The organism is Streptomyces sp. NBC_01723, assembly GCF_036246005.1.
Taxonomy (GTDB): Bacteria; Actinomycetota; Actinomycetes; order Streptomycetales; family Streptomycetaceae; genus Streptomyces.
The window spans coordinates 7,376,472-7,402,147 of the sequence record NZ_CP109171.1; the positions used below are offsets into that span (position 1 = coordinate 7,376,472).

The following is a 25,676-nucleotide window of genomic DNA, read 5'->3' on the forward strand; positions in this document are numbered from 1 at the left end:
TTGCCGGTCAGTCCCGGTTCTGTACGTGCTGGTAGCCGAAGCGGCCCTTGATGCAGAGGTTGCCGTGGGTCACCGGGTTGTCGTGCGGCGAGGTGACCTTCACGATCTCATTGTCCTGCACGTGGAGCGTGAGATTGCAGCCCACTCCGCAGTACGCGCACACGGTCGTCGTAGCGGTCTGCCGCTCCTCGTCCCACGTCCCGGCGGCCCGCATGTCGAACTCCGACTTGAAGGAGAGGGCGCCCGTGGGGCACACCTCGATGCAGTTGCCGCAGTAGACGCACGCCGAGTCGGTCAGCGGACCGTCGTGCTCCACCGCGATCCGGGCGTCGAAACCCCGGCCGGAGACGGAGATGGCGAAGCTGTTCTGCCACTGGTCGCCGCAGGCGTCCACGCACTTGTAGCAGAGGATGCACTTGCCGTAGTCCCGCACGTACAGGTCGTTGTCGACGCGCGGCTCCTCGTCGACGCGGGCCGCGTCGGGTCCGAAGCGGTCCGGCTTCGCCTCGTACTCCTTGATCCACTGCGCGACCGACGGGGTCGTCGACAGGTCGACCGAGGACGCGAGCAGTTCGAGCACGACCTTGCGGCTGTGCCGGGCGCGCTCGGTGTCGGTGCGCACCACCATGCCCTGCTCCGCGCGGCGCGAGCAGGCGGGGGCGAGGGTCCGGGCGCCCTCGACCTCCACCACGCAGACCCGGCAGGCGTTCTTCGGGGTGAGCGTGTCGCCCTGGCACAGGGTCGGGACGTCCTTCCCCGCGGCCCGGCAGGCGTCCAGGATCGTCGATCCCTCGGGGACCCGGGCCTCCTGCCCGTCGAGGGTGAACTCCACCAGCCGGCGCGGCACTCCGAGCGGTATCGCGGTCATTCGTACGCCCCCAGACGGTCGATGGCGGATTCCACGGCGTTCCACGCGGTCTGCCCCAGACCGCAGATCGAGGAGTCCCGCATCGCCCGCCCGACCTCCCGCAGCAGTGCGACGTCCCCGGCCGCGGCGGCGCCCGTGCGGTCCGCGATCCGGTGCAGCGCCTCCTCCTGACGCACCGTCCCGACCCGGCACGGCACGCACTGGCCGCACGACTCGTCGCGGAAGAACTCGGCGATGCGCAGCAGCAGCCGGGGGAGCGGGACGGTGTCGTCGAAGGCCATCACGACCCCGGAGCCGAGTGTCGTGCCGGCCTCGCGGGTGCCTTCGAAGGTGAGCGGGACGTCGAGCTCGTCGGGGCGGACGAACCCGCCGGCCGCCCCGCCCAGCAGCACCGCCCGCAGGTTGTCCCGGACACCGGCGAGGGTGAGCAGTTCGCCCAGGGTCGCGCCGAAGGGGAGTTCGTACACGCCGGGCCCGCGCACGCTGCCCGACACGCAGAACAGCTTCGGCCCGGTGGACGTCGGGGTGCCGATCGCCGCGTACGCCTGGGCGCCCATGGTGAGGATCGGCAGGACGTTGACCAGTGTCTCGACGTTGTTCTCCACCGTCGGCTTGCCGAACAGGCCCTTCTCCACGGGGAAGGGGGGCTTGGAGCGCGGCTCGCCCCGGTAGCCCTCGATGGAGTTGAACAGGGCGGTCTCCTCACCGCAGATGTACGCGCCCGCGCCCCGCCGGATCTCGATGTCGAAGGCGTAGCCCTGGCCGAGGACGTCGTCCCCGAGGAGGCCGCGGGCGCGGGCCTGCGCGAGGGCGTGGGTGAGGCGGGCGAGGGCGCGCGGGTACTCGCCGCGGAGGTAGAGGTAGCCGCGGTGCGCGCCGGTCGCGTAGGCCGCGATCGTCATCGCCTCCACCAGGGCGTACGGGTCGCCCTCCATCAGGACGCGGTCCTTGAAGGTGCCCGGTTCGGATTCGTCGGCGTTGCAGACCAGGTAGTGCGGGTGGTCGGGCTGGGCGGCGGTCGCCTGCCACTTGCGTCCGGTGGGGAAGGCGGCGCCGCCGCGGCCGACCAGGCCGGCGTCGGTGACCTCGCGGATGACGCCGGCGGGGCCGAGGGCGAAGGCGCGGCGCAGGGCGGTGTAGCCGCCGGCGGCGCGGTAGGCGTCCAGGGAGGTGGGGTCGGTGGTGCCGATGCGTGCGAGGAGGGTGAGGGAGGGGTGGCCGGCCTGGGGGACCGCGAGGGCGGGGGCGGGTTCGGGTGGGGCGTCCTCGGGGGCGGTGGTCGCGATGATGGTGGCCTCGGGAGTCGCGGGCGCGACGACGGCGGTGGCGTAAGGGGTTTCCCGCCGCCGCCCCTTCCCGTTCCCGACCCCCGGGGCTGCGCCCCCGGACCCCCCTTCGGCCTGGACGGCCTCGTCTCCGAACGCCGGACGGGGTGGATCGTCGCCGGACGGTGGATGTCCCGCGCGTATCACCAAGGCCGCGGGTGCCCGTTCGCACAGGCCCAGGCACGGGGAGCGTTCGACCTTGACGCCGCTGTCCGGGCCCAGGCGTGCCTCCACCGCCGCGCACAGCTCGCTCGCGCCCGCCGTCGTGCACGCCAGGTCGGTGCAGACGTGGAGCACCGTCGCGGGGCGGGGGCGGACCGAGAACATGGCGTAGAACGTGGCGACGCCGTACGCCTCTGCCGGCGGCACGGTCAGGCGGCGGCACAGGTAGTCCAGGGCGCCCTCGCTGATCCAGCCGATCCGGTCGTTGAGGGCGTGCAGACCGGGCAGCAGCAGGTCGCGGCGGTCCCGGGCCTCGCGGCCGCCGCGGGCCCACCTCAGGTCGGCATCGGAACGGTCGGCGCCCTCCCAGGACGACTCGGGCGGGCCGAGCAGGGCGTCGACGGCCGCGCGTTCCTCGTCCGTCGGCTTGCCGTCACCGAAGCGCAGGTCCACCGGTGCTCACCTTCTCGATCCGGATCGCCGAGGCCTTGAACTCCGCCGTCCCGGCGATGGGGCAGTTGGCCTCGATGGTCAGCTGGTTGGTGTCCACCTCGTCGGGAAAGTGGAAGCTCATGAAGGCCAGCCCGGGGCGCAGCGCCGTGTCGACCCAGACGGGCGCGAGCAGCGACCCGCGCCGCGAGGTCACCCGCACCTCCTCGCCGACCACCACCCCGTAGCGCTCGGCGTCCTCCGGGCACAGCTCGACGGACTCGCCACGGCGCAGCGGCGAGGCGTAACCCCCGGTCTGCACGCCGGTGTTGTAGGAGTCGAGGCGCCGGCCGGTGGTGAGCCGGATCGGGTACTCCTCGTCGGTGAGGTCCACGGGCGGGTCGTGCGCCACGATCCCGAAGGGCGCGGGCAGACCGCGCAGGGCCGGATCCGGCTCCCACAACCTGCCGTGCAGATAGGTGGGTTCCAGTGCCACGGTGCTCGGGCACGGCCACTGGATGCCCTGGTGCTCCTCCAGGCGGGCGTAGGTCATCCCGTTGTGGTCGGGGGACAGGGAGCGCAGCTCGTTCCAGACCGCCTCGGCGTCGGCGTACTTCCACTCGTGGCCGAGGCGGGTGGCGAGGTCGCAGAGGATGTCGATGTCCTCCCGGGCCGTGCCGGGCGGGGTCACCGCACGGCGGACCCGCTGCACGCGGCGCTCGCTGTTCGTGGTGGTGCCGTCGGTCTCCGCCCAGCCGGCCGTCGCCGGCAGGACCACGTCGGCGAGTTCGGCGGTCTTCGTCAGGAAGATGTCCTGGACGACGAGGAAGTCCAGGGTCCGCAGCCGGCGGATCGCCTGTTCGCTGTCCGCCTCCGACTGGGCCGGGTTCTCGCCGATGCAGTAGACGGCCCGCAGCGAGCCCTCCTCCATCGCCTCGAACATCTCGGTCAGGGTGAGGCCGTGGTGCGGCTGGATGACCGTGTCCCAGGCCGACTCGAACTTCAGCCGGACCTCCGGGTCCAGCACGTCCTGGAAGCCGGGCAGCCGGTTGGGGATGGCCCCCATGTCCCCGCCGCCCTGCACGTTGTTCTGGCCGCGCAGCGGCTGGAGGCCCGAGCCGTAGCGGCCGACGTGGCCGGTGAGCAGGGAGAGGTTGATCAGCGCGCGGACGTTGTCGGTGCCGTTGTGGTGCTCGGTGATGCCGAGGGTCCAGCACAGCTGGGCGCGCTCGGCGCGGGCATAGGCGTGCGCCAGATCGCGGATGGCGGCCGCCGGTACGCCCGTCACCTTCTCGGCGAGGGAGAGCGTCCAGGGCTCGACCAGCGCCCGGTACTCGGCGTAGCCGGTGGTGGCCCGTTCGATGAACGCCTCGTTGGCCAACCCGGCGTGGATGATCTCGCGGCCGATCGCGTGCGCCAGCGGGATGTCCGTGCCCACGTTGAGCCCGAGCCAGCTCTCCGCCCACTCGGCGGTGGAGGTCCGGCGCGGGTCGACGGCGTACATGCGGGCGCCGGCCCGGATGCCCTTCAGCACGTGCTGGAAGAAGATCGGGTGCGCGAAACGGGCGTTGGAGCCCCACATCACGATGAGGTCGGTGTGCTCGACCTCCTCGTACGACGACGTTCCGCCGCCCGAGCCGAAGGCGGCCGACAGGCCCGCGACGCTGGGCGCATGGCAGGTGCGGTTGCAGGAGTCGACGTTGTGGGTGCCCATGACCACCCGGGCGAACTTCTGCGCCACGTAGTTCATCTCGTTGGTGGCCCGGGCGCAGGAGAACAGCCCGAAGGCGCCGCGCGCCGCGGCCAGGCCCCGGGCGGTACGGTCCAGCGCCTCGTCCCAGGTGGCGGGCCGGAAGGGCGCGTCGCGCGAGTCCCGGACGAGGGGGTGGGTGAGGCGGGTGTAGGTCTTCGGGTTCCGGTCCCGGCGGTTTCGTTGGCGTTGGCTCATGCGGCGCTCCTCAGCGCGAGCAGGTCCGACAGGGCGTGCACGGTGCGCAGGGTCGGCACCGGGACCCCGGTGATCTCCGCCAGCTCGACGACGGCCGCGAGCAGCACGTCCAGTTCGAGCGGCTTGCCGCGCTCCAGGTCCTGGAGCGTGGAGGTGCGGTGGTCGCCGACCCGCTCGGCGCCCGCGAGGCGGCGTTCGATGGAGACGCCGACCTCGCAGCCGAGCGCGGCGGCCACCGACAGCGTCTCGGTCATCATGGTCTCGATGACCTGCCGGGTGCCGCCGTGCAGGCACATCTGCCGCATGGTGGCGCGGGCCAGGGCGCTGATCGGGTTGAAGGAGATGTTGCCCAGCAGCTTCAGCCAGATGTCACTCCGCAGGTCGGGCTCGACGGGGCACTTGAGGCCACCCGCGCGCATCGCCTCGCTGAACGCCAGACACCGTGCCGAGACACCGCGGGCGGGCTCGCCCACGGAGAACCGGGTGCCTTCCACGTGCCGGACGACGCCCGGCTGTTCGAGTTCGGTGGCCGCGTAGACCACGCAGCCCACGGCCCGTTCGGGCGCGAGCACCGCGCTGACCGCGCCCGCCGGGTCCACGCTCTCCAGCCGGCGCCCGTCGTAGGGGCCGCCGTGGCCGTGGAAGTACCACCAGGGAATGCCGTTCTGGGCGGCCACGACCGCCGTGGTGTCGTGCAGCAGCGGCTCGATCAGCGGCCCGCACGCCGCGTACGAGTTGGCCTTCAGGCCCAGGAACACGTAGTCGGCCGGGCCGACTTCGCCCGGATCGTCGGTGGCGCGGGGGTGCGCGGTGAAGTCGCCACGCGGACTGCGTACTTGTACTCCGTACTGCCTCATGGCCGCCAGATGCGGTCCACGGGCGATGAGATGCACGTCGGCGCCCGCACGGTGGAGCGCGGCACCGACGTAGGCGCCGATCGCCCCGGCGCCGAGGACTGCGACTTTCATGACGGGAAGCTCCGTTCGGTCGAGGGATACCGCGGAACTGCCGAACGAGATGTCGACGAAATATTGTCTACAGTATGGAGGTTGGCGCAGCAAGGCTTTGTGCAGCACTAGTGGTTGTCCGCTCAACAGTCTTCTCAAGCGCTTTCCCAGTCCTTACGGTTGGGGACCCATGAGTCCCCCCGTCGCGCCCCCGGGCTGGAGCCGCTGGCTCGTTCCCCCGGCAGCACTCTCGATCCACCTCTCCATCGGCCAGGCCTATGCCTGGTCCGTGTTCAAACCGCCCCTGGAATCCGCGCTCGGCCTCAGTGGCACCCAGAGCGCGCTGCCCTTCCAGCTCGGCATCGTCATGCTCGGCCTGTCGGCCGCGTTCGGCGGCACGCTCGTGGAACGGCACGGCCCGCGCTGGGCGATGACCGTCGCCCTGGTCTGCTTCTCGTCCGGCTTCCTGCTCTCCGCGCTCGGCGCGGCCCTGGAGCAGTACTGGCTGATCGTTTTCGGCTACGGCTTCGTCGGCGGCATCGGCCTGGGCATCGGCTACATCTCGCCGGTCTCGACCCTGATCAAGTGGTTCCCGGACCGGCCGGGCATGGCCACCGGCATCGCCATCATGGGCTTCGGCGGCGGCGCCCTCATCGCCTCGCCCTGGTCGGCGCAGATGCTGGAGTCCTTCGGCACCGACAACTCGGGGATCGCGCTCGCCTTCCTCGTGCACGGACTGGCGTACGCCGTCTTCATGCTGCTCGGCGTGTTGCTGGTGCGGGTGCCGCGCCCCAAGGAGGCCGCGGACGGCACCCCGGTCGCCCTGGAGGGCGTGCAGGTCTCGGCCCGCGCCGCCGTGCGCACCCCGCAGTTCTGGCTGCTGTGGGTCGTGCTCTGCATGAACGTGACGGCCGGCATCGGCATCCTGGAGAAGGCCGCGCCGATGATCACGGACTTCTTCGCCGACACCTCCACGCCCGTGTCGGTGACCGCCGCCGCGGGCTTCGTCGCCCTGCTGTCGGCGGCCAACATGGCGGGCCGGATCGGCTGGTCCTCGACCTCCGACCTGATCGGACGCAAGAACATCTACCGCGTCTACCTGGGCGTCGGCGCGGTGATGTACGCGCTGATCGCCCTGTTCGGCGACGCCTCCAAGCCGCTGTTCGTCCTGTGCGCCCTCGTCGTGCTGTCCTTCTACGGCGGCGGCTTCGCGACCATCCCCGCCTATCTGAAGGATCTCTTCGGCACCTACCAGGTCGGCGCCATCCACGGCCGGCTGCTCACCGCCTGGTCCACCGCCGGTGTGCTCGGCCCGCTGATCGTGAACTGGATCGCCGACCGGCAGGAGGAGGCCGGACGGCACGGCTCCGCCCTGTACGGCACCTCCTTCGTCATCATGATCGGGCTGCTGGTGGTCGGCTTCGCCGCCAACGAACTCGTCCGCCCCGTCCACGCCCGCCATCACCTGCCCGCCACCGAGGCACCGAAGGAGGCCGCCGATGTCCCCCGAGAGCAGCCAGAGTCCGCCTGACGTGCCCGACCGGCGGCCGCTGATCGCCTTCACCTGGCTCTGGGTGGGCGCACCGCTCGCCTACGGGCTGTACGAACTCGTCCGCAAGGCGACCCAGCTCTTCACCGGGTAACCGGGGACGAGGACGGGGGGGGGAGAACGGGAACGGGTGCCCCGTCGGCGGCGGGATGCTGACCGAAGCCGACAAGCCGGGCGCCCGTTTCCTGTCGTATCACCTGCCGTCGTACCCGTCGGTCACTGATCACACTGGTGGATCCCGTACCCGAGGCAGCGAGGACTCCACCCATGCACCAAGGCTCCCGGATCACCGCCGTCGGCCACTACCAGCCCGCCCGGGTCCTGACCAACGAGGACCTGGCGGGCATGGTCGACACCAGTGACGAGTGGATCAGGAGCCGGGCGGGAATCCGGACCCGACGGATCGCCGGGCCGGACGAGCCGGTCGACGAGCTGGCCGGCCACGCCGCCGCCAAGGCGCTCGCCTCGGCCGGCCTGACCCCCGCCGACGTGGACATGGTCGTGGTCGCCACCTCCACCGCGATCGACCGCTCCCCGAACACCGCCGCCCGCGTCGCGGCCCGCCTCGGCATGCCGGGCCCCGCCGCGCTGGACCTCAACGTCGTGTGCGCGGGCTTCACCCACGCCCTGGCCACCGTCGACCACGCGGTCCGGGCCGGTTCGTCGAGCCGGGCGCTGGTCATCGGCGCGGACAAGATGTCCGAGGTGACCGACTGGACCGACCGCACCACCTGCGTGCTGGTCGGCGACGGGGCGGGGGCCGCGGTCGTGGAGGCCTGCGCGCCGGGCGAGGAGCCCGGGATCGGCCCCGTGCTGTGGGGCTCGGTGCCCGAGATGGGCAACGCGGTCCGCATCGAGGGCACGCCCCCGAGGTTCGCCCAGGAGGGCCAGAGCGTCTACCGCTGGGCGACCACGCGGCTGCCCGCCATCGCCCGCCAGGCCTGCGAGCGCTCCGGCCTCGAACCCGCCGACCTCGCGGCGATCGTCCTGCACCAGGCCAACCTGCGCATCATCGAACCCCTCGCCGCGAAGATCGGCGCGGCCCACGCCGTGGTCGCCCGGGACGTCGTCGAGTCCGGCAACACCTCCGCGGCGAGCATCCCCCTCGCCCTGTCCAAGCTGGTCGAGCGCGGCGAGATCACCACCGGCGACCCGGTCCTGCTCTTCGGCTTCGGCGGCAACCTCTCCTACGCCGGACAGGTCGTCCGCTGCCCCTGAACACCCCGGCCCGCCCCTCGATGTGACGTGGCCTACATCCCGGCTCCCCGCCCGCCGCGCGCCGTAGACTGTAGACGAAAGACAATCGATACTTCCCCGTACGGGGTTGTGTTGCCGGCTTTCGAGGGGGACCGATGTTGTCCGCAGGACTGCCGCAGGGCGCGGTGCCCAGGCTCGAACGCCCCGGCCCGCTGCGCGACCGTGTCTACGAGGCGCTGCTCGAACTCATCACCACCCGCGCCCTCCAGCCCGGCCAGCACCTCGTCGAGAGCGAACTCGCCGGTCACCTGGGGGTGTCGAGGCAGCCGGTGCGGGAGGCCCTGCAGCGGCTCAACACCGAGGGCTGGGTCGACCTGCGCCCGGCGCAGGGCGCGTTCGTGCACGAGCCGACCGAGGAGGAGGCGGACCAGCTCCTGACGGTGCGCACACTCCTGGAGGCCGAGGCGGCCCGGCTCGCCGCGGCCAACGCCGGGCGGGCGGGCGTGACCGCGCTGGAGGAGCTGTGCGACGAGGGGGAGCGGGCCGTCGCCGCCGACGACGTGGACGCCGCTGTCGTCCTCAACGCCCGCTTCCACGCGAAGATCATGGACCTGGCGAGCAACGCCGTCCTCGGTGAACTGGCCGCACAGGTCGACCGCCGGGTCCGCTGGTACTACACGCCGATCGCCCGGCAGCGCGGCCGGCAGTCCTGGATCGAGCACCGCGGGCTGATCGCCGCCATCGCCGACCGGGACGAGCAGACGGCGACCCGGCTGATGCGCGAGCACACCGAGCACACCCGGCGTTCGTACCACGCGCGCGGAGAATCCTGAGGTCGGAGCCTGTGCGGAAGCCGCCCGGCGGACAGGCCGGGCGGCTTCGTCGTGCCCGCGTACGGCCGACGCCACTCCGGTCTTTGTCCACTCAGTGGAGAAAGTTCGCAGTAATTCGTGCGTGACTTCTTCCCACACCCGGCGCCCACTGCTACGTTCCCTCCGAAAGCAGGCCACGGAACGTGGCCGGAAACCGGCACACTCAAGGCCGATTGAGGCGGGGAGGGGCTCGTGAGACGCATGACCGCACGACCCGCCAACACCCACCAGGCGCGACTGCTCCAGCTGTTGCGCGACGGCGGGCCCAACTCCCGCGCTCAGCTGGGCGACCAGGTCGACCTCTCCCGGTCCAAGCTGGCCGTGGAGGTGGACCGGCTGCTGGAGACGGGCCTGGTCGTGGCCGACGGACTCGCCGCCTCGCGCGGCGGGCGCCGCAGCCACAACGTCCGGCTCAATCCGGAACTGCGCTTCCTCGGCGTCGACATCGGCGCGACCTCGGTCGACGTCGCCGTCACCAACGCCGAGCTGGAGATCCTCGGCCACATCAACCAGCCCATGGACGTACGCGAGGGACCCGTCGCGGTCTTCGAGCAGGTGCTGTCCATGGCCGCCAAGCTGCGGGCCTCGGGACTCGCGGAGGGCTTCGACGGCGCCGGCATCGGCGTCCCGGGGCCGGTCCGCTTCCCCGAGGGCGTGCCGGTGGCTCCGCCGATCATGCCGGGCTGGGACGGCTTCCCCGTGCGGGAGGCGCTCAGCCAGGACCTCGGCTGCCCGGTCATGGTCGACAACGACGTCAACCTGATGGCGCTGGGGGAGCAGCACGCGGGCGTCGCCCGCACCGTGCACGACTTCCTCGTCGTCAAGATCGGTACCGGCATCGGCTGCGGCATCGTCGTCGGCGGTGAGGTGTACCGGGGGACCACGGGCAGCGCGGGCGACATCGGGCACATCCAGGCCGTGCCCGACGGACGCCAGTGCGCCTGCGGCAACCGGGGGTGCCTGGAGGCCCACTTCAGCGGCGCGGCGCTGGCCCGCGACGCCATGGAGGCCGCCGAACAGGGCGGTTCGGCCGAACTCGCGAACCGGCTGGAGGCGAACGGCGTCCTCAGCGCCGCCGACGTCGCCGCCGCGGCCGCCGCGGGCGACGCCACCGCACTCGACCTGATCCGCGAGGGCGGCCGCAGCACGGGCCAGGTCATCGCGGGCCTGGTCAGCTTCTTCAACCCGGGCCTGGTGGTGATCGGCGGCGGGGTGACCGGCCTCGGCCACAACCTGCTCGCCGCGATCCGCACCCAGGTCTACCGCCAGTCGCTGCCGCTGGCGACCGGCAACCTCCCCATCGTCCTGGGGGAGTTGGGCCCCACCGCCGGAGTCATCGGCGCGGCCCGCCTGATCAGCGACCACCTGTTCTCACCCGCGTAGGCACCGTCCGGTACCTCAGCCACGCTCCACCAGTACAGCGCTCTGCCCTGCTCTGCCCCGCTCTGCCCTGACACCGGCCCGCATGCCCGCCGAGGGGACCTCACATGGCACCAGAACCACCGCTGCTCAGCATGTCCGGCATCACCAAGTCGTTCCCCGGAGTCCGGGCCCTGGACGGCGTCGACCTCGACGTCCAGGCCGGCGAGGTGCACTGCCTGCTCGGCCAGAACGGCGCCGGGAAGTCCACCCTCATCAAGGTGCTGGCCGGCGCCCACCAGCCCGACACCGGCACCATCCGCTGGCGCGGCGAGGACGTCACCCTGCGCTCGCCCATCGCGGCCATGCGCCTCGGCATCGCCACCATCTACCAGGAACTCGACCTGGTGGAACACCTGTCGGTGGCCGAGAACGTCCACCTCGGCCACGAGCCGACCAGCGCCGGCTTCGTCGTGCGCGGAAAGGCGGCGAAGACCTCGACGGCCCAGTTGCTGAAGCGGCTCGGGCACCCCGAGGTCGACCCGGGCCGGCTGGTGGGTGACCTCTCCGCGGCCCAGCAGCAGATCGTGTCCATGGCACGGGCGCTCTCGCACGACGTACGGCTCATCGTGATGGACGAGCCGTCAGCCGCGCTCGACCCGGACGAGGTCGACAACCTCTTCCGCATCGTCGCCGACCTCACCGCGGACGGCGTCGCCGTCGTCTACATCTCGCACCGCCTGGAGGAGATCCGCCGCATCGGCGACCGGGTCACCGTCCTCAAGGACGGCCGGGCGGTGGCCGGCGGGCTGCCCGCCAAGGAGACGCCCACCCGCGAGGTGGTGGCGCTGATGACGGGACGCAATGTCGAGTACGTCTTCCCGGAGCGGCCCGCCGCCCCCGGCACCGGTGAGCCGGTGCTGAGCGTCCGCGGACTGACCCGGCACGGTGAGTTCGCCCCGCTCGACCTGGAGGTGCGGCCCGGCGAGATCGTCGGCCTCGCCGGACTCGTCGGCTCCGGCCGCTCCGAGATCCTGGAGACGGTCTACGGCGCCCGCAAGCCGAACGCCGGACAGGTCCTCGTCGACGGACGGCCGCTGCGGCCGGGCAGCGTGCGCGCCGCGGTCCGCGCCGGACTCGGGCTCGCCCCCGAGGAGCGCAAGGCGCAGGCCCTGCTGATGCTGGAGTCCGTCACCCGCAACGTGTCGGTCTCCGCCATGTCCCGCTTCTCGCGCGGCGGCTGGATCGACCGCGGCGCCGAACTGAAGGCGGCCCGCGCCGCCACCCGCGAACTGTCGCTGCGGCCCGACAACCCCACCGCGCCGGTGCGCACCCTCTCCGGCGGCAACCAGCAGAAGGCGGTCCTCGCCCGCTGGCTGCTGCGCGGCTGCCGGGTCCTGCTGCTCGACGAACCCACCCGCGGCGTCGACGTGGGCGCCCGCGCGGAGCTGTACGCCGTCATCCGGCGCCTCGCCGACGAGGGCCTCGCCGTCCTGCTGGTCTCCAGCGAGGTCCCCGAGGTGCTGGGCCTGGCCGACCGGGTGCTGGTACTGCGCGAGGGGAGCGTCGTGCACGAGGCCCCCGCCCGCGAACTCGACGAACACCGCGTACTCGACCTCGTGATGGAAGGAAGCCCGGCGTCATGACGCAGCACGTGTCCCCGCCGCGGGACGGCACCGGCAAGGCGGCACCGGTGGACACCCGGCCCGCCTGGAAGAACCTGACGGCCGGCGCCGACGTCCGCACCCTCAGCCTGCTCGGCGTGCTCGCCGTACTGGTCCTCATCGGCGGCATCACCCAGCCCGACGCGTTCCTCGACACCCGCAACCTCCAACTGGTGCTCACTCAGGCGTCCGTCATCGGTGTCGTCACCGTCGGCATGACCTTCGTGATCATGTCCGGGGGCATCGACCTCTCCGTGGGCGCCATCGTCGCCCTGTCCTCGGTGTGGGCGACCACCGTCGCCACCCAGGAGTTCGGCTTCGCCGGCATCCTCTTCACCGCGATCATCGTCGGCGTGGGCTGCGGCCTGGTCAACGGCGTGCTCATCGCGTACGGCACGATGGTCCCGTTCATCGCCACCCTCGCCATGCTGGCCTCGGCGCGCGGCCTGGCGCTGCAGATCACCGACGGGCGCACCCAGGTCGTCACGGTGCCGAGCGTCCTCGACCTCGCCGAGCGGGACTCCTACGTGCTGGGCGTCCCGCCGCTGGTCCTGGTCTTCGCGGCCGTCACCGTCATCGGCTGGCTGGTGCTCAACCGGACCACCTTCGGCCGCCGCACCGTCGCCGTCGGCGGCAACCCGGAGGCCGCCCGGCTGGCCGGCATCGACGTCCGCCGCCAGCGGCTCTACATCTACCTGCTCTCCGGGCTGTGCTGCGGCATCGCCGCCTTCCTGCTGATCGCCCTGGCCGGCTCCGGCCAGAACACCAACGGCAACCTCTACGAACTCGACGCCATCGCCGCCGCGATCATCGGCGGCACGCTGCTCAGCGGCGGCCGCGGAACCATCGTCGGCTCCGTGCTCGGCGTCCTGATCTTCACCACGATCACGAACATCTTCGCCCTGAACAACCTGCAGACCGACGTGCAGCAGATCGCCAAGGGAGCGATCATCGTCGCCGCCGTGCTGGTCCAGCGCCGTACCGCAAGCACGCATTGAGGAAAGGGTTCACCGTCATGACGAAGCTCACGAGTCGCAGAGGGCTGCTCTTCGGAGCCGCCGCCGTGTCCGCCGGTGCCGTCCTCACCGGGTGCACGAGCAACGACCCGGACGACGGCGGCGACAAGGCGGCGGACACGCAGCCGGCCGCCGACGACAAGCCCGGCAAGCAGGTCACCATCGGCTACGCGGGTCCGCAGGCCGACCACGGCTGGCTCAACGCCGTCAACGACCAGGCGCAGAACCGTGCCAAGAAGTACTCGGACGTCACCCTCGAGGTCACCGAGGGCTCCAACGACACCGCCCAGCAGATCGGCCAGATCGAGACCCTCATCAACAAGAAGGTCGACGTCCTGGTCATCCTGCCCGCGGACGGCAAGGCCCTCACCCAGATCGGCCTCAAGGCGATGCGCGCCGGCATCCCGGTCGTCAACCTCGACCGCATCTTCAACAGCCCCCAGGCCTACCGCTGCTGGGTCGGCGGCGACAACTACGGCATGGGGCTCAACGCCGCCCACTACATCGGCGAGAAGCTGAAGGACAAGCCGGACGCCAAGGTCATCGAGCTGGCCGGCATCGACAACCTCGAACTGACCCAGCAGCGCACCCAGGGCTTCGACGACGGTCTGAAGAACTACCCGAACATCAAGAAGGTGGCCCGCCAGGCCGCCGAGTTCACGGTCGAGTCCGGGCAGTCCAAGATGGCCCAGCTGCTCCAGGCCCAGTCGAGCTTCGACGCCCTGTGGAACCACGACGACGACCAGGGCGTGGGCGCCCTGCGCGCCATCGAGCAGGCCGGACGCGACGACTTCCTGATGGTCGGCGGCGCCGGCGCGCTCTCCGCCTTCCAGGCCATCAAGGCCGACAGCGGCGTCCTGAAGGCGACGGTGCTCTACCCGCCGACCATGGCGGCCTCCGCGATCGACCTGGCCCGCGCCCTCGGCCAGGGCAAGGGCGTCAGCGGACTCGCCGAGTTCGAGATCCCCTCGACGGTCACCTGCTACTCGGCCGTCGTCGACAAGGAGAACGTCGACCAGTACATGTCCACGGGCTTCAAGTGACGGATCTCCAGGGCCCGGCCCCGGCAGCGGCCTGACCAGCCGCCCGGGGCGGGTCCCACCCCCCACCGCGCCACCACGACGAGGAGGACATCCGCATGGGACAGCCGCAGCAGCCCGAGGGGGCCGGGGCAGCAGCCGCCGGGACCGGAACCGGGGCTTCGGGGGCATCCGCGAACAGACCGCCCCTGCGCGTCGGCATGGTCGGCTACGCCTTCATGGGCGCCGCCCACTCCCAGGGCTGGCGCACCGCCGGCCGGGTCTTCGACCTGCCGCTGAACCCGGTGCTGGCCGCGATCTGCGGGCGGGACGCCGACGCCGTCCGCACGGCGGCCGACCGGCACGGCTGGCAGAGCACCGAGACGGACTGGCGGGCCCTGGTCGAGCGGGACGACATCGACCTCGTCGACGTCTGCACCCCCGGCGACAGCCACGCCGAGATCGCGCTGGCCGCGCTGGCCGCCGGCAAGCACGTGCTGTGCGAGAAGCCGCTGGCCAACACCGTCGAGGAGGCCGAGGAGATGACGCGCGTCGCCGAGGATGCGGCCGCGCGCGGTCAGCTGGCCATGGTCGGCTTCAACTACCGCCGGGTGCCCGCCACCGCGCTGGCCCGGCGGATGGTCGCCGAGGGCCGCGTCGGACGGCTGCGGCACGTGCGGGTGACCTACCTCCAGGACTGGCTGGTGGACCCCCAGGCCCCGCTCACCTGGCGGCTGCGCAAGGAACTCGCGGGATCGGGGGCGCTCGGCGACCTCGGCGCCCACATCGTCGACCTCGCCCAGTACCTGACGGGGGAGAGGATCGCGGGTGTCTCCGCCCTCACCGAGACCTTCGTACGGCAGCGCCCGCTGGCCGCCGGCGCCGCCCGGGGCCTGACCGCGGGCTCGGCGGACGGCGCCATGGGCGAGGTCACCGTCGACGACGCCGCCGTGTTCACCGGCCGCCTCACCTCCGGCGCCCTGGTCTCCTTCGAGGCCACCAGGTACGCCACCGGCCGCAAGAACTCCCTGCGCATCGAACTCAACGGCGAGCGCGGCTCGCTCGCCTTCGACCTGGAACGGCTCAACGAGCTGTCGTACCACGACGGTACGGAGCCCGGGGAGCACGCCGGGTTCCGCCGCATCCTCGTCACCGAGCCCGAGCACCCCTACCTGGACGCCTGGTGGCCGCCGGGCCACGGACTCGGCTACGAGCACAGCTTCGTGCACCAGGCGCGCGACCTCGTCCACGCCGTCGCCGAGGGCCGCCGCCCCGAACCCTCCTTCGCGGACGGGCTCCAGGTGCAGCGGGTGCTCGCGGCGGTGGAGGAGAGCGCCGAGAAGAACTCCGTCTACACCCCGATCGCTCCCTGAGGAGGCTGGCAGCGACATGCCGCGCAACTTCACTCTCTTCACCGGTCAGTGGGCGGACCTGCCCTTGGAGGAGGTCTGCCGCCTAGCCCGCGACTTCGGCTACGACGGCCTCGAACTCGCCTGCTGGGGTGACCACTTCGAGGTCGACAAGGCCCTTGCGGACCCCTCCTACGTGGAATCCAGGCACCAGCTGCTCGACAAGTACGGCCTCAAGTGCTGGGCGATCTCCAACCACCTGGTCGGCCAGGCGGTCTGCGACGCCATCATCGACGAACGTCACGAGGCCATCCTGCCCGCCCGGATCTGGGGCGACGGGGATGCCGAGGGGGTGCGGCAGCGCGCCGCCGCCGAGATCAAGGACACGGCGCGGGCCGCCGCCCGCCTCGGCGTCGACACCGTCATCGGCTTCACCGGCTCGGCCATCTGGCACCTGGTCGCCATGTTCCCGCCGGCCCCCGAGTCCATGATCGAACGCGGCTACCAGGACTTCGCCGACCGCTGGAACCCGATCCTCGACGTCTTCGACGCGGAGGGCGTGCGGTTCGCGCACGAGGTGCACCCCAGCGAGATCGCCTACGACTACTGGACCACGCAGCGCGCCCTGGAGGCGGTCGGCCACCGGCCCGCCTTCGGGCTGAACTTCGACCCCTCGCACTTCGTCTGGCAGGACCTCGACCCGGTCGGCTTCCTGTGGGACTTCCGCGACCGCATCTACCACGTCGACTGCAAGGAGGCCCGCAAACGCCTCGACGGCCGCAACGGCCGCCTCGGCTCCCACCTGCCCTGGGGCGACCCGCGGCGCGGCTGGGACTTCGTCTCGGCCGGCCACGGCGACGTCCCCTGGGAGGACGTCTTCCGCATGCTCCGCTCCATCGACTACCGGGGGCCGGTCTCCGTCGAGTGGGAGGACGCCGGCATGGACCGGCTCCAGGGCGCCCCCGAGGCCCTCACCAGCCTCAAGGCCTTCGACTTCGAGCCGCCCAGCGCGTCCTTCGACGCCGCGTTCAACAGCTGACCCACGTTTCCGGCAGTCGGCCGGGAAGGGGGCCGGTGAAAGCACCGGTCCCCGGTCCGGCTTGCCCGGATCCCGCTTTGTCCTGAGTTGGGAAAAAGTTCAAACAAGTCCCGGCCCAAGGGGTGTTGGCCCCGGACGAACGCGGTTACCGTCCCTGAAGTGTTCAGGACACCCACGCCTCCGGGGTGACGGCGCACCCCGGCGCCCGCATCGCACGTCATCGCACCCGTTCCGTACGGCCCACCCGTTCCCGGAGGGACTTCGTGCACAGAAGCAGACTCAAAAGCACCAGGACCACGAGGCGTCCCAGGCTCCGCACCACCCTCGCCCTCTTCACCGGCCTGATGCTGGCCGTGGGCGCCCCGGCCACCGTCGCCGGCGCACACCCCGGCCACCCGGAGCACGACGAACCGGCGCCCGCCGAGGGGCAGTTCCAGCAGGTTCCGCTCGCCAAGGGCGAACCCGAGATGGGCGAGCCGATGTCGCTCGCCGTGCTGCCCGACCGCAGCGTCCTGCACACCTCGCGCGACGGCACACTGCGCCTGACCGACCAGGGCGGCGTCACCAAGGTCGCCGGCAAGCTCGACGTCTACAGCCACGACGAGGAGGGCCTCCAGGGCGTCGGCATCGACCCGGACTTCGCGAACAACCGGGCGATCTACCTCTACTACGCCCCGCCCCTCGACACCCCGGCGGGCGACGCCCCGGAGACCGGCACCGCCGCGGACTTCGCGAAGTTCGACGGCGTCAACCGCCTCTCCCGCTTCGTCCTCAAGCCCGACGGCACCCTCGACCAGGCCAGCGAGAAGAAGGTCCTGGACGTCGCGGCCTCCCGCGGCACCTGCTGCCACGTCGGCGGCGACATCGACTTCGACGCCGAGGGCAACCTCTACCTGTCCACCGGTGACGACACCAACCCCTTCGCCTCCGACGGCTTCACGCCGATCGACGAGCGGGCTGACCGCAACCCGGCCTTCGACGCCCGCCGCAGCGCCGGCAACACCAACGACCTGCGCGGCAAGATCCTGCGGATCAAGGTCGCCGAGGACGGCTCGTACACCGTCCCGGAGGGCAACCTCTTCGCCCCCGGCACGGAGAAGACCCGCCCCGAGATCTACGCGATGGGCTTCCGCAACCCGTTCCGGCTGAACGTCGACGAGAAGACCGGAACGGTCTACGTCGGCGACTACGGCCCCGACGCCGGCGCCGCCGACCCGAACCGCGGACCGGCCGGCCAGGTCGAGTTCGCCAAGGTCACCAAGGCCGCCAACTTCGGCTGGCCGTACTGCACGGGCAACAACGACGCCTACAACGACTACGACTTCGCCACCGGGACCTCCGGTGCCAAGTTCGACTGCGCCGCGCCCAAGAACACGTCCCGGCACAACACCGGACTCACCGACCTGCCGCCCGCGCAGGCCGCGTGGATCCCGTACGACGGCGCCTCCGTGCCCGAGTTCGGCACCGGATCCGAGTCCCCGATGGGCGGCCCGGTCTACCGGTACGACCCGGACCTCGAGTCCAGCGTGAAGTTCCCCGAGGAGTACGACGGCGACTTCTTCGCGGGTGAGTTCGGCCGCCGCTGGATCAAGCGGATCGAGCAGACCGAAGACGGACCTGACGGCACGGTCGCGAAGATCAACGACTTCCCGTGGACCGGCACCCAGATCATGGACATGGAGTTCGGCCCCGACGGCGCGCTCTACATCCTCGACTACGGCCTCTCCTGGTTCCAGGGCGACGAGAACTCCGGGCTCTACCGGATCGAGAACGCCGCGGACGGCTTCTCCCCGATCGCCGAGGTGAGCGCCGACAGGACGTCCGGCGCGGCCGGACTGAAGGTCAAGTTCACCGCGAGCGCCAAGGACGCCGACTCCCCGGACCTCACCTACAGCTGGGACTTCGGTGACGGCACCAAGGGCGAGGGCCTGACCCCCACCCACAAGTACAAGAAGGTCGGCACCTACACCGCGACCTTCACCGCCAAGGACCCCGAGGGCAACACCGGCAGCGCCAGCGTGCGGGTCGTGGTGGGCAACACCGCGCCCACGGTGACCATCGAGACCCCGGGCAACGGCACCCTGCTCCCGATGGGCGAGCCCATCCCGTTCAAGGTGAAGGTCACCGACCCCGAGGAGACGATCGACTGCTCCAAGGTCAAGGTCGCCTACAGCCTCGGCCACGACTCCCACGCCCACGAGCTGACCAGCGAGATGGGCTGTGAGGGCACCCTCAAGCCGCCGCCCGGCGACGGCGGTCACGACCCCAACGCCAACATCTACGGCGTCGTCGGCGCCAGCTACACGGACGGCGGGGCCAACGGCCAGGAGGCCCTGACCGGGACCGCCCGCACCGTCATCCAGCCGCCGCACCGCCAGGCCGAGCACTTCGCCGACCAGTCGGGCGTCTCGGTCATCGACAAGACCGGGGCCAACGGCGGCAAGACCGTCGGCAACATCGAGGACGGCGACTGGATCTCCTTCAGCCCCTACAAGTTCGACGGCCAGAAGAAGCTGACCGTGCGCGCCTCCTCCGGCGGCGCCGGCGGATACCTCGAGGTGCGCACCGGCTCGCCCGAGGGCCCGCTGCACGGCTCGGCGTACGTCCCGCCGACGGGCAGCTGGGAGACCTTCCAGAACGTCGACGTACCGCTGCGGGCCCTGCCCAGGAAGACCACCGACGTGTACCTGGTCTTCCGGGGCGGCGACGGCGCGCTCTACGACGTGGACGACTTCGAGTTCTCCACCGAGCCCTTCAAGGCCGGCAAGAAGGTCCTCGTCTTCTCCAAGACGGCCGGCTTCCGCCACGACTCGATCCCGGCGGGCATCGCCGCGCTCAAGGAGATCGGCGCCCCCGCCGGCATCTCGGTCACCGCGACCGAGGAGGCCGGGCAGTTCACCACCGCCAACCTCGCCAAGTACGACGCGGTGGCGTTCCTGTCCACCACCGGTGACGTCCTCAACGCCGCTCAGCAGACGGCGTTCGAGAACTACGTCAAGAACGGCGGAGGCTACCTGGGCATCCACGCCGCCGCCGACACCGAGTACGACTGGGAGTTCTACGGCGGCCTGGTCGGCGCCTACTTCGACTCGCACCCGGCCATCCAGAAGGCCACCGTCCGCGTCGAGGACCACGACCACCCGTCCACCGCGCACCTGGACGACGCCTGGGAGCACACCGACGAGCTGTACAACTACCGCACCAACCCGCGCGAGCAGGCCAAGGTCCTCGCCACCCTGGACGAGACGACCTACCAGGGCGGCAACATGAAGGGCGACCACCCGATCGCCTGGTGTCAGCCGTACGAGGGCGGCCGCGCCTTCTACACCGGCCTCGGCCACACCAAGGAGTCCTACGCGGACGAGGCCTTCCGCGGCCACCTGCTCGGCGGCATGCAGTACGCCACCGGCCAGGTCAAGGCGGACTGCAAGCCCAGCAAGGACTACCGGGACATCTTCAACGGCCAGACCCTGGAAGGCTGGAAGCAGGCCGGCCCCGGCACGTTCGACGTCAAGGACGGCACGCTGGAGTCCAACGGCGGCATGGGGCTGCTCTGGTACCAGGCCAAGGAGCTGAAGTCGTACTCCCTCAAGCTCGACTGGAAGATGCAGGGCGACGACAACTCCGGGATCTTCGTGGGCTTCCCCGCCTCCGACGACCCCTGGTCCGCGGTGAACAAGGGCTACGAGATCCAGATCGACGCCACGGACGCGCCGGACCGCACCACCGGGTCCGTCTACTCCTTCAAGTCGGCCAACATCAAGGCCCGTGACCAGGTTCTGCGGCCGCCCGGCCAGTGGAACTCCTACGAGATCAAGGTCCAGGGCGAACGCCTCCAGGTGTTCCTCAACGGAGTCAAGATCAACGACTTCACCAACAAGGACCCCGAGCGGAGCCTGACCGACGGGTACGTCGGCCTCCAGAACCACGGCGCCGACGACCAGGTCTCCTTCCGCAACATCCAGCTCAAGGAACTGCCCTCCTAAGGGCGATCAGACGGCGGCGGGCGGAGGACGCCGGACCTCCGCCCGCCGTCCCGCCGGGCCCCGCGCCCGGCCCCCGCTTCCGGCGCTCACATCCGGTTCGCGTACGACAAGGAGGCTGCCCATGTCCGCCGAACCGTTCCTGCCCACCCCCTCCACGGCCCCGCGTTTCGGCGTCTGGCTCATCGGGGCACGCGGCTCCGTGGCCACCACCGCGATCGCGGGCTGCGCCGCCGTCGCCGCCGGGCTCCACCCGGCGACCGGCATGGTCACCGAGACCGCGCCCTTCACCTCGTGCGGTCTGCCATCGTTGTCGTCGCTCGTCTTCGGCGGTCACGACACCCTCGACTGCCCGCTGCCCAAGCGCGCCGAGCACCTCGCCGCCGGCGGTGTGCTGCCGCACGGCCTGCCGTCCGCCGTGCACGCCGAACTCGTCGCCGCCGACCGGGAGATCCGGCCCGGCGGTCCACTGCCGGGCGCCCCCGCGCCCACGCAGGAAGCGCTGATCGACGCCTTCGCGTCCGACATCCGCGACTTCGTGCGCCGCCAGGACCTCGCGGGCGCCGTCGTCGTGAACGTCGCCTCCACCGAGCCCGCGCCCACCGACGACACCCTGCCCCCCAGCTCGCTGTACGCGGCGGCCGCCCTGCGGGCCGGCTGCCCCTACGTCAACTTCACCCCGTCCACCGGCCTGCACCACCCGGCGCTGGCCGCGCTCGCCGAGTCCTCCGGGCTCCCGTACGCGGGCCGCGACGGCAAGACCGGGCAGACCCTGCTCCGTTCGGTGCTCGGCCCGATGTTCCTCCAGCGGGCCCTCGCCGTGCGCGCCTGGTCCGGCACCAACCTCCTCGGCGGCGGCGACGGAGCGGCCCTCGCCGACCCCGCGGCGGCCGCCGCCAAGAACGCCGGCAAGGAACGCGTCCTCGTCGACACGCTCGGAGCCGCGCCCGAGGGCGAGGTCCACATCGACGACGTCCCGGCGCTCGGCGACTGGAAGACCGCCTGGGACCACATCGCCTTCGACGGCTTCCTCGGCGCCCGGATGGTCCTCCAGACCACCTGGCAGGGCTGCGACTCGGCGCTGGCCGCTCCGCTCGTCCTCGACCTGGCCCGCCTCGCCGCCCGCGCCCAGGAGAAGGGGCTCTCCGGCCCCCTGAGCGAACTGGGCTTCTACTTCAAGGACCCGGTCGGCGACGGCCCGTCGTCCCTGGCGGAGCAGTACGCGGAACTGCGGGCCTTCGCGGGACGGTTGCGCGACGACGAAGGCGCCGCGGCCGAGCACGGGGAGCGGCGATGAGCCGCGCCAGGGCGCGGGACGCATCCGGGTCGTCCGGGTCGTCCGCCTCCTCCCGGGTGCTCGCCGTACCCGGTGCGCCGGCGGATGGCCATGGCGTCGACGCCGCCGCGCCGCCCGCCGGTGGCCGGCGCACCGACCTCGCGACACCGCCCGCAGACGGTGCCGCGACCCGCGGGCCCCGCCCCCGCTCCGGCCGCGCTGGAGCCTGGGCCGAACTGCTGCGGCTGCCCGCCCTGTTCACCGTTCCCGGAGACGCCCTGGCCGGTGCCGCCGCCGCCGGGGTGCGGCCCGGGCGCCGTACGCTGCTCGCCATCGGGTCGTCCCTGTGCCTGTACGAGGCGGGCATGGCCCTGAACGACTGGGCGGACCGGGCCGAGGACGCCGTGGAGCGTGCGCACCGCCCGATTCCGTCCGGCCGGATCCGTCCGGCGGCCGCCCTCGCCGCGGCCTGCGGCCTCACCGGTGCCGGTCTCGCACTCGCCGCCGCGGCCGGGCGCCCCGCCCTGGCGGTGGCCGCGCCACTCGCGGGGTCCGTGTGGGCCTACGACCTCGTCCTGAAGCACACACCCGCCGGGCCCGCGGCCATGGCCGCCGCCCGCGGACTGGACCTGCTCCTGGGCGCGGCCGCCACCTCCGGCGGGACCCGGGCCGCGCTGCCCTCCGCCGCGCTGCTCGGCAGCCACACCCTTGCGGTCACGGCCGTCTCCCGCCGGGAGACCACCGGCGGTTCGGTCCTGGCCCCCTCGGCGGCCCTGGCGACGACGGGGGTGCTGACCCGGCTGGTGGTCGGCCACCGCCGCACCCGACTCCCGGCAGGCCGGTGGGCAGCAGCCGCCCCCGGCCTGTCGGGCTCCAAGCCGCCCGTTGGCGCCCCGGAGGCCGGGGACGTCCTCACCGCCGCCCTGGGCGCCGCGTACGCCGCCACCGCGGCCCGTCCCTACCTCCACGCCACGCTCAACCCCTCACCCCCGCTCACCCAACGCGCCGTCGGCGGCGGCATCCGGGCCACGATCCCCCTCCAGGCCGCCCTCGCCGCCCGCGCCGGGGCACCCGCCACGTCCCTGCTGATCGCGGCCCTGGCCCCGGCCGGCCGGATGTTCGCGAGGAGGGCCGCCATGAGGAAGGTGAGCATCACGTGAGCCACGCCCCGAACGCCACCCCGTCGACCCCCCTCCGCTTCGGCTACGGCACCAACGGCCTCACCGACCTCCGGCTCGACGACGCCCTCGGCCTCCTCGCCGACCTGGGCTACGACGGCGTCGGCCTGACGCTGGACCACATGCATCTCGACCCGCTCGGCGACGACCTGGCGGACCGCACCCGCCGGGTCGCCCGCCGGCTGGACGCACTCGGGCTGGGCGTCACGGTGGAGACGGGCGCCCGCTACGTGCTCGACCCGCGCCGCAAGCACGGCCCCTCCCTGCTCGACCCGGACCCCGACGACCGCGCCCGCCGCACCGACCTCCTGGTCCGCGCCGTCCGGGTCGCCGCCGACCTGGGGGCCCACGCGGTGCACTGCTTCAGCGGCGTCACCCCGGCCGGCACGGACGACGACACGGCGTGGAAGCGGCTGGCCGAGTCCCTCACCCCGGTCCTGGAGGCCGCCGCCACCGCGGGCGTCCCGCTCGCCGTCGAGCCCGAACCGGGCCACCTCTTGGCCGAGTTGGCCGACTTCCACACCCTGCGCCGCGCCCTCGGCGACCCCGAGCACCTCGGCCTCACCCTGGACATCGGCCACTGCCAGTGCCTCGAACCCCTCCCTCCCGCCGACTGCGTGCGCGCCGCCGGCCCCTGGCTGCGTCACGTCCAGATCGAGGACATGCGCCGCGGCGTCCACGAACACCTCCCCTTCGGTGACGGCGAGATCGACTTCCCGCCCGTTCTCGACGCCCTCGCCGCCACCGGCTACCAGGGCCTGACCGTCGTCGAACTGCCCCGCCACTCCCACGCCGGACCCCACTTCGCCGAACGCTCCCTCCCGTTCCTCCGCCGGGCCGCGGCGGCGTCACCCCGTACGAACCGCTCGGGCGAGCCCTCCGCCACCCGTTGAAGGGAGCCACACCCATGACGCAGCCACGCGCCACCCACGCCACCCCCACCCGGGGCACGGATGGCAACCCCGCCGGGCAGGACCCCCAGGGCACCAACCCCGCCCACGTCCCGCCCGCCGACCTGCGCGCCGCCCTCACCGCCGAGCTGGGCGGAGCCGCCCGCGCCTGGCTGGACCAGGCCCTGGACGAGGCCGCCGCCCACCCCGGCACCCACGGCCCCATCTCCGTGTGGGAGCTGCGCCTCGCCGAGGCGGGCCGGCGCTGCGGTCCCGCCCACGCCGACGCCGCCCGGGTCCTCGTCCTGCACGCCGCCCGCGCCGGGACGGAGGCCCTGAGCCGGGTCTACTCCCAGGGCACCGCGGACGAACGCCGCGCCGTCCTGCACGCGCTGCCCCACCTGGTGCCCGGCCCGGACGCCCTCCCGCTCGTCGAGGACGCGCTGCGCACCAACGACACCCGGCTCGTCGCCGCCGCCCTCGGCCCGTACGCCGCCCGTCACCTCGACGCCCACCAGTGGCGGCACGCCGTACTGAAGTGCCTGTTCACCGGCGTCGCCGTCGAGCGCGTGGCGGATCTCGCCGGCCGGGCCCGCGGCGACGACGAACTCGCCCGCATGCTCGCCGACTACGCCGCCGAACGCACCGCCGCGGGCCGCACCGTCCCCGAAGACCTGCACCGCGTCCTGGCCCTGACCGAGACCGAGCAGCCTCCCGCGCCCGGCAGCGCCGACCCCCACGGCAAGGAGTCCTGATGCGCATCTTCGACCCCCACATCCACATGACCTCCCGCACCACCGACGACTACGAGGCCATGCACGCCGCCGGCGTCCGCGCCGTGGTCGAACCCTCCTTCTGGCTGGGCCAGCCCCGCACCTCTCCCGACTCCTTCCGCGACTACTTCGACGCCCTGCTCGGCTGGGAACCCTTCCGCGCCGCCCAGTACGGCATCGCCCACCACTGCACGATCGCCCTCAACCCCAAGGAGGCGAACGACCCCCGCTGCCTCCCCGTCCTCGACGAACTTCCCCGTTACCTGGTCAAGGACCGCGTGGTGGCGGTCGGCGAGATCGGCTACGACTCGATGACCCCGGCCGAGGACACCGCCCTGGCCGCCCAGCTCCAGCTCGCCGCCGACCACGGCCTGCCCGCCCTCGTGCACACCCCGCACCGCGACAAGCTGGCCGGCCTGCGCCGCACTCTGGACGCGGTCCGCGAGTCCGCGCTGCCCACCGACCACGTGCTGGTCGACCACCTCAACGAGACCACCGTCAAGGAGGCGAAGGACAGCGACGCCTGGCTCGGCTTCTCCGTCTATCCGGACACCAAGATGGACGAGGCCCGGATGGTGGCCCTGCTGCGTGAGTACGGCCCGGAGCGGGTCCTGGTGAACTCCGCCGCCGACTGGGGCAGGAGCGACCCGCTCAAGACCCGCAAGGTCGGCGACCTGATGCTCGCCGAGGGCTTCACCGAGGACGACGTGGACCTGGTCCTGTGGCGCAACCCCGTCGCCTTCTACGGACTCAGCGGGCGGCTGGAGCTGGACGTCGCCACGGCCGACGCCACGCACGAGGGCAACTCCGTCCTGCGCGGCGGGGAGTGAGCC

The 25,676-nt window shown here is 72.3% G+C and carries 20 protein-coding genes; 16 read left to right on the forward strand and 4 right to left on the reverse strand.

Going from position 1 to position 25,676, the window contains the following annotated elements:
- Window positions 1-7 precede the first annotated feature (7 nt).
- From OIE75_RS34680 to OIE75_RS34695, 4 genes are read right to left on the reverse strand one after another with little or no spacing between them, the layout of a single operon-like run.
- Entirely contained in the window at window positions 8-868 is an 861-nt protein-coding gene (locus tag OIE75_RS34680) for a 2Fe-2S iron-sulfur cluster-binding protein (RefSeq protein ID WP_125490634.1), read from the reverse strand.
- Entirely contained in the window at window positions 865-2,808 is a 1,944-nt protein-coding gene (locus tag OIE75_RS34685; RefSeq protein WP_329473288.1) for an NAD(P)H-dependent oxidoreductase subunit E, read from the reverse strand. Before OIE75_RS34685 ends, OIE75_RS34680 begins: the two co-directional genes overlap by 4 nt.
- A complete protein-coding gene (locus OIE75_RS34690) occupies window positions 2,789-4,732 on the reverse strand; it encodes a molybdopterin oxidoreductase family protein (RefSeq protein ID WP_329473290.1) in 1,944 nt (647 codons plus the stop codon). The genes OIE75_RS34685 and OIE75_RS34690 overlap by 20 nt, the downstream gene beginning before the upstream one ends.
- The gene (locus OIE75_RS34695) at window positions 4,729-5,700 is read right to left on the reverse strand and encodes a 2-dehydropantoate 2-reductase (RefSeq protein WP_329473291.1); all 972 of its coding nucleotides are present in this window, start codon (window positions 5,698-5,700) and stop codon (window positions 4,729-4,731) included. Before OIE75_RS34695 ends, OIE75_RS34690 begins: the two co-directional genes overlap by 4 nt.
- 169 nt (window positions 5,701-5,869) lie before the next feature.
- On the opposite strand from OIE75_RS34695, the gene OIE75_RS34700 reads away from it, so the two are divergent.
- From OIE75_RS34700 to OIE75_RS34775, 16 genes are all read left to right on the forward strand, one after another.
- Window positions 5,870-7,210, forward strand: coding sequence for an OFA family MFS transporter (locus tag OIE75_RS34700; RefSeq protein ID WP_329473292.1), 1,341 nt, complete (start codon window positions 5,870-5,872; stop codon window positions 7,208-7,210).
- On the forward strand, window positions 7,179-7,322 hold the full coding sequence (locus tag OIE75_RS34705; protein ID WP_163016127.1) for an MFS transporter small subunit: 144 nt from the start codon (window positions 7,179-7,181) through the stop codon (window positions 7,320-7,322). Before OIE75_RS34700 ends, OIE75_RS34705 begins: the two co-directional genes overlap by 32 nt.
- A gap of 173 nt (window positions 7,323-7,495) precedes the next feature.
- Window positions 7,496-8,446 carry a beta-ketoacyl-ACP synthase III gene (locus OIE75_RS34710; protein WP_307016131.1) on the forward strand — a complete coding sequence of 317 codons (951 nt, stop codon included), beginning with the start codon at window positions 7,496-7,498 and terminating at the stop codon, window positions 8,444-8,446.
- A gap of 134 nt (window positions 8,447-8,580) precedes the next feature.
- Window positions 8,581-9,258, forward strand: coding sequence for a GntR family transcriptional regulator (locus OIE75_RS34715; RefSeq protein WP_307016132.1), 678 nt, complete (start codon window positions 8,581-8,583; stop codon window positions 9,256-9,258).
- A gap of 240 nt (window positions 9,259-9,498) precedes the next feature.
- A complete protein-coding gene (locus OIE75_RS34720; RefSeq protein ID WP_122619004.1) occupies window positions 9,499-10,680 on the forward strand; it encodes an ROK family transcriptional regulator in 1,182 nt (393 codons plus the stop codon).
- A gap of 104 nt (window positions 10,681-10,784) precedes the next feature.
- The gene (locus tag OIE75_RS34725; protein WP_307016133.1) at window positions 10,785-12,302 is read left to right on the forward strand and encodes a sugar ABC transporter ATP-binding protein; all 1,518 of its coding nucleotides are present in this window, start codon (window positions 10,785-10,787) and stop codon (window positions 12,300-12,302) included.
- The gene (locus OIE75_RS34730; RefSeq protein ID WP_307016134.1) at window positions 12,299-13,318 is read left to right on the forward strand and encodes an ABC transporter permease; all 1,020 of its coding nucleotides are present in this window, start codon (window positions 12,299-12,301) and stop codon (window positions 13,316-13,318) included. The genes OIE75_RS34725 and OIE75_RS34730 overlap by 4 nt, the downstream gene beginning before the upstream one ends.
- Window positions 13,319-13,335: 17 nt before the next feature.
- Entirely contained in the window at window positions 13,336-14,379 is a 1,044-nt protein-coding gene (locus OIE75_RS34735; RefSeq protein WP_122619007.1) for a substrate-binding domain-containing protein, read from the forward strand.
- Window positions 14,380-14,474: 95 nt separating this feature from the next.
- Entirely contained in the window at window positions 14,475-15,728 is a 1,254-nt protein-coding gene (locus OIE75_RS34740) for a Gfo/Idh/MocA family protein (protein ID WP_329473297.1), read from the forward strand.
- Between the two features lie 16 nt (window positions 15,729-15,744).
- The gene (locus OIE75_RS34745) at window positions 15,745-16,743 is read left to right on the forward strand and encodes a sugar phosphate isomerase/epimerase family protein (RefSeq protein ID WP_329473298.1); all 999 of its coding nucleotides are present in this window, start codon (window positions 15,745-15,747) and stop codon (window positions 16,741-16,743) included.
- Window positions 16,744-17,006: 263 nt separating this feature from the next.
- A complete protein-coding gene (locus OIE75_RS34750) occupies window positions 17,007-20,729 on the forward strand; it encodes a ThuA domain-containing protein (protein WP_329473299.1) in 3,723 nt (1,240 codons plus the stop codon).
- A gap of 121 nt (window positions 20,730-20,850) precedes the next feature.
- Complete coding sequence (locus tag OIE75_RS34755) at window positions 20,851-22,023, forward strand: inositol-3-phosphate synthase (protein WP_307016138.1); 1,173 nt, start codon at window positions 20,851-20,853, stop codon at window positions 22,021-22,023.
- On the forward strand, window positions 22,020-23,162 hold the full coding sequence (locus tag OIE75_RS34760; RefSeq protein ID WP_329473300.1) for an SCO3242 family prenyltransferase: 1,143 nt from the start codon (window positions 22,020-22,022) through the stop codon (window positions 23,160-23,162). The genes OIE75_RS34755 and OIE75_RS34760 overlap by 4 nt, the downstream gene beginning before the upstream one ends.
- Window positions 23,159-24,073 carry a sugar phosphate isomerase/epimerase family protein gene (locus tag OIE75_RS34765; protein WP_307016141.1) on the forward strand — a complete coding sequence of 305 codons (915 nt, stop codon included), beginning with the start codon at window positions 23,159-23,161 and terminating at the stop codon, window positions 24,071-24,073. Before OIE75_RS34760 ends, OIE75_RS34765 begins: the two co-directional genes overlap by 4 nt.
- Before the next feature lie 14 nt (window positions 24,074-24,087).
- Window positions 24,088-24,825, forward strand: coding sequence for an EboA domain-containing protein (locus OIE75_RS34770; protein ID WP_329473301.1), 738 nt, complete (start codon window positions 24,088-24,090; stop codon window positions 24,823-24,825).
- Window positions 24,825-25,673, forward strand: coding sequence for a TatD family hydrolase (locus OIE75_RS34775; RefSeq protein ID WP_329473302.1), 849 nt, complete (start codon window positions 24,825-24,827; stop codon window positions 25,671-25,673). The genes OIE75_RS34770 and OIE75_RS34775 overlap by 1 nt, the downstream gene beginning before the upstream one ends.
- Window positions 25,674-25,676 lie beyond the last annotated feature (3 nt).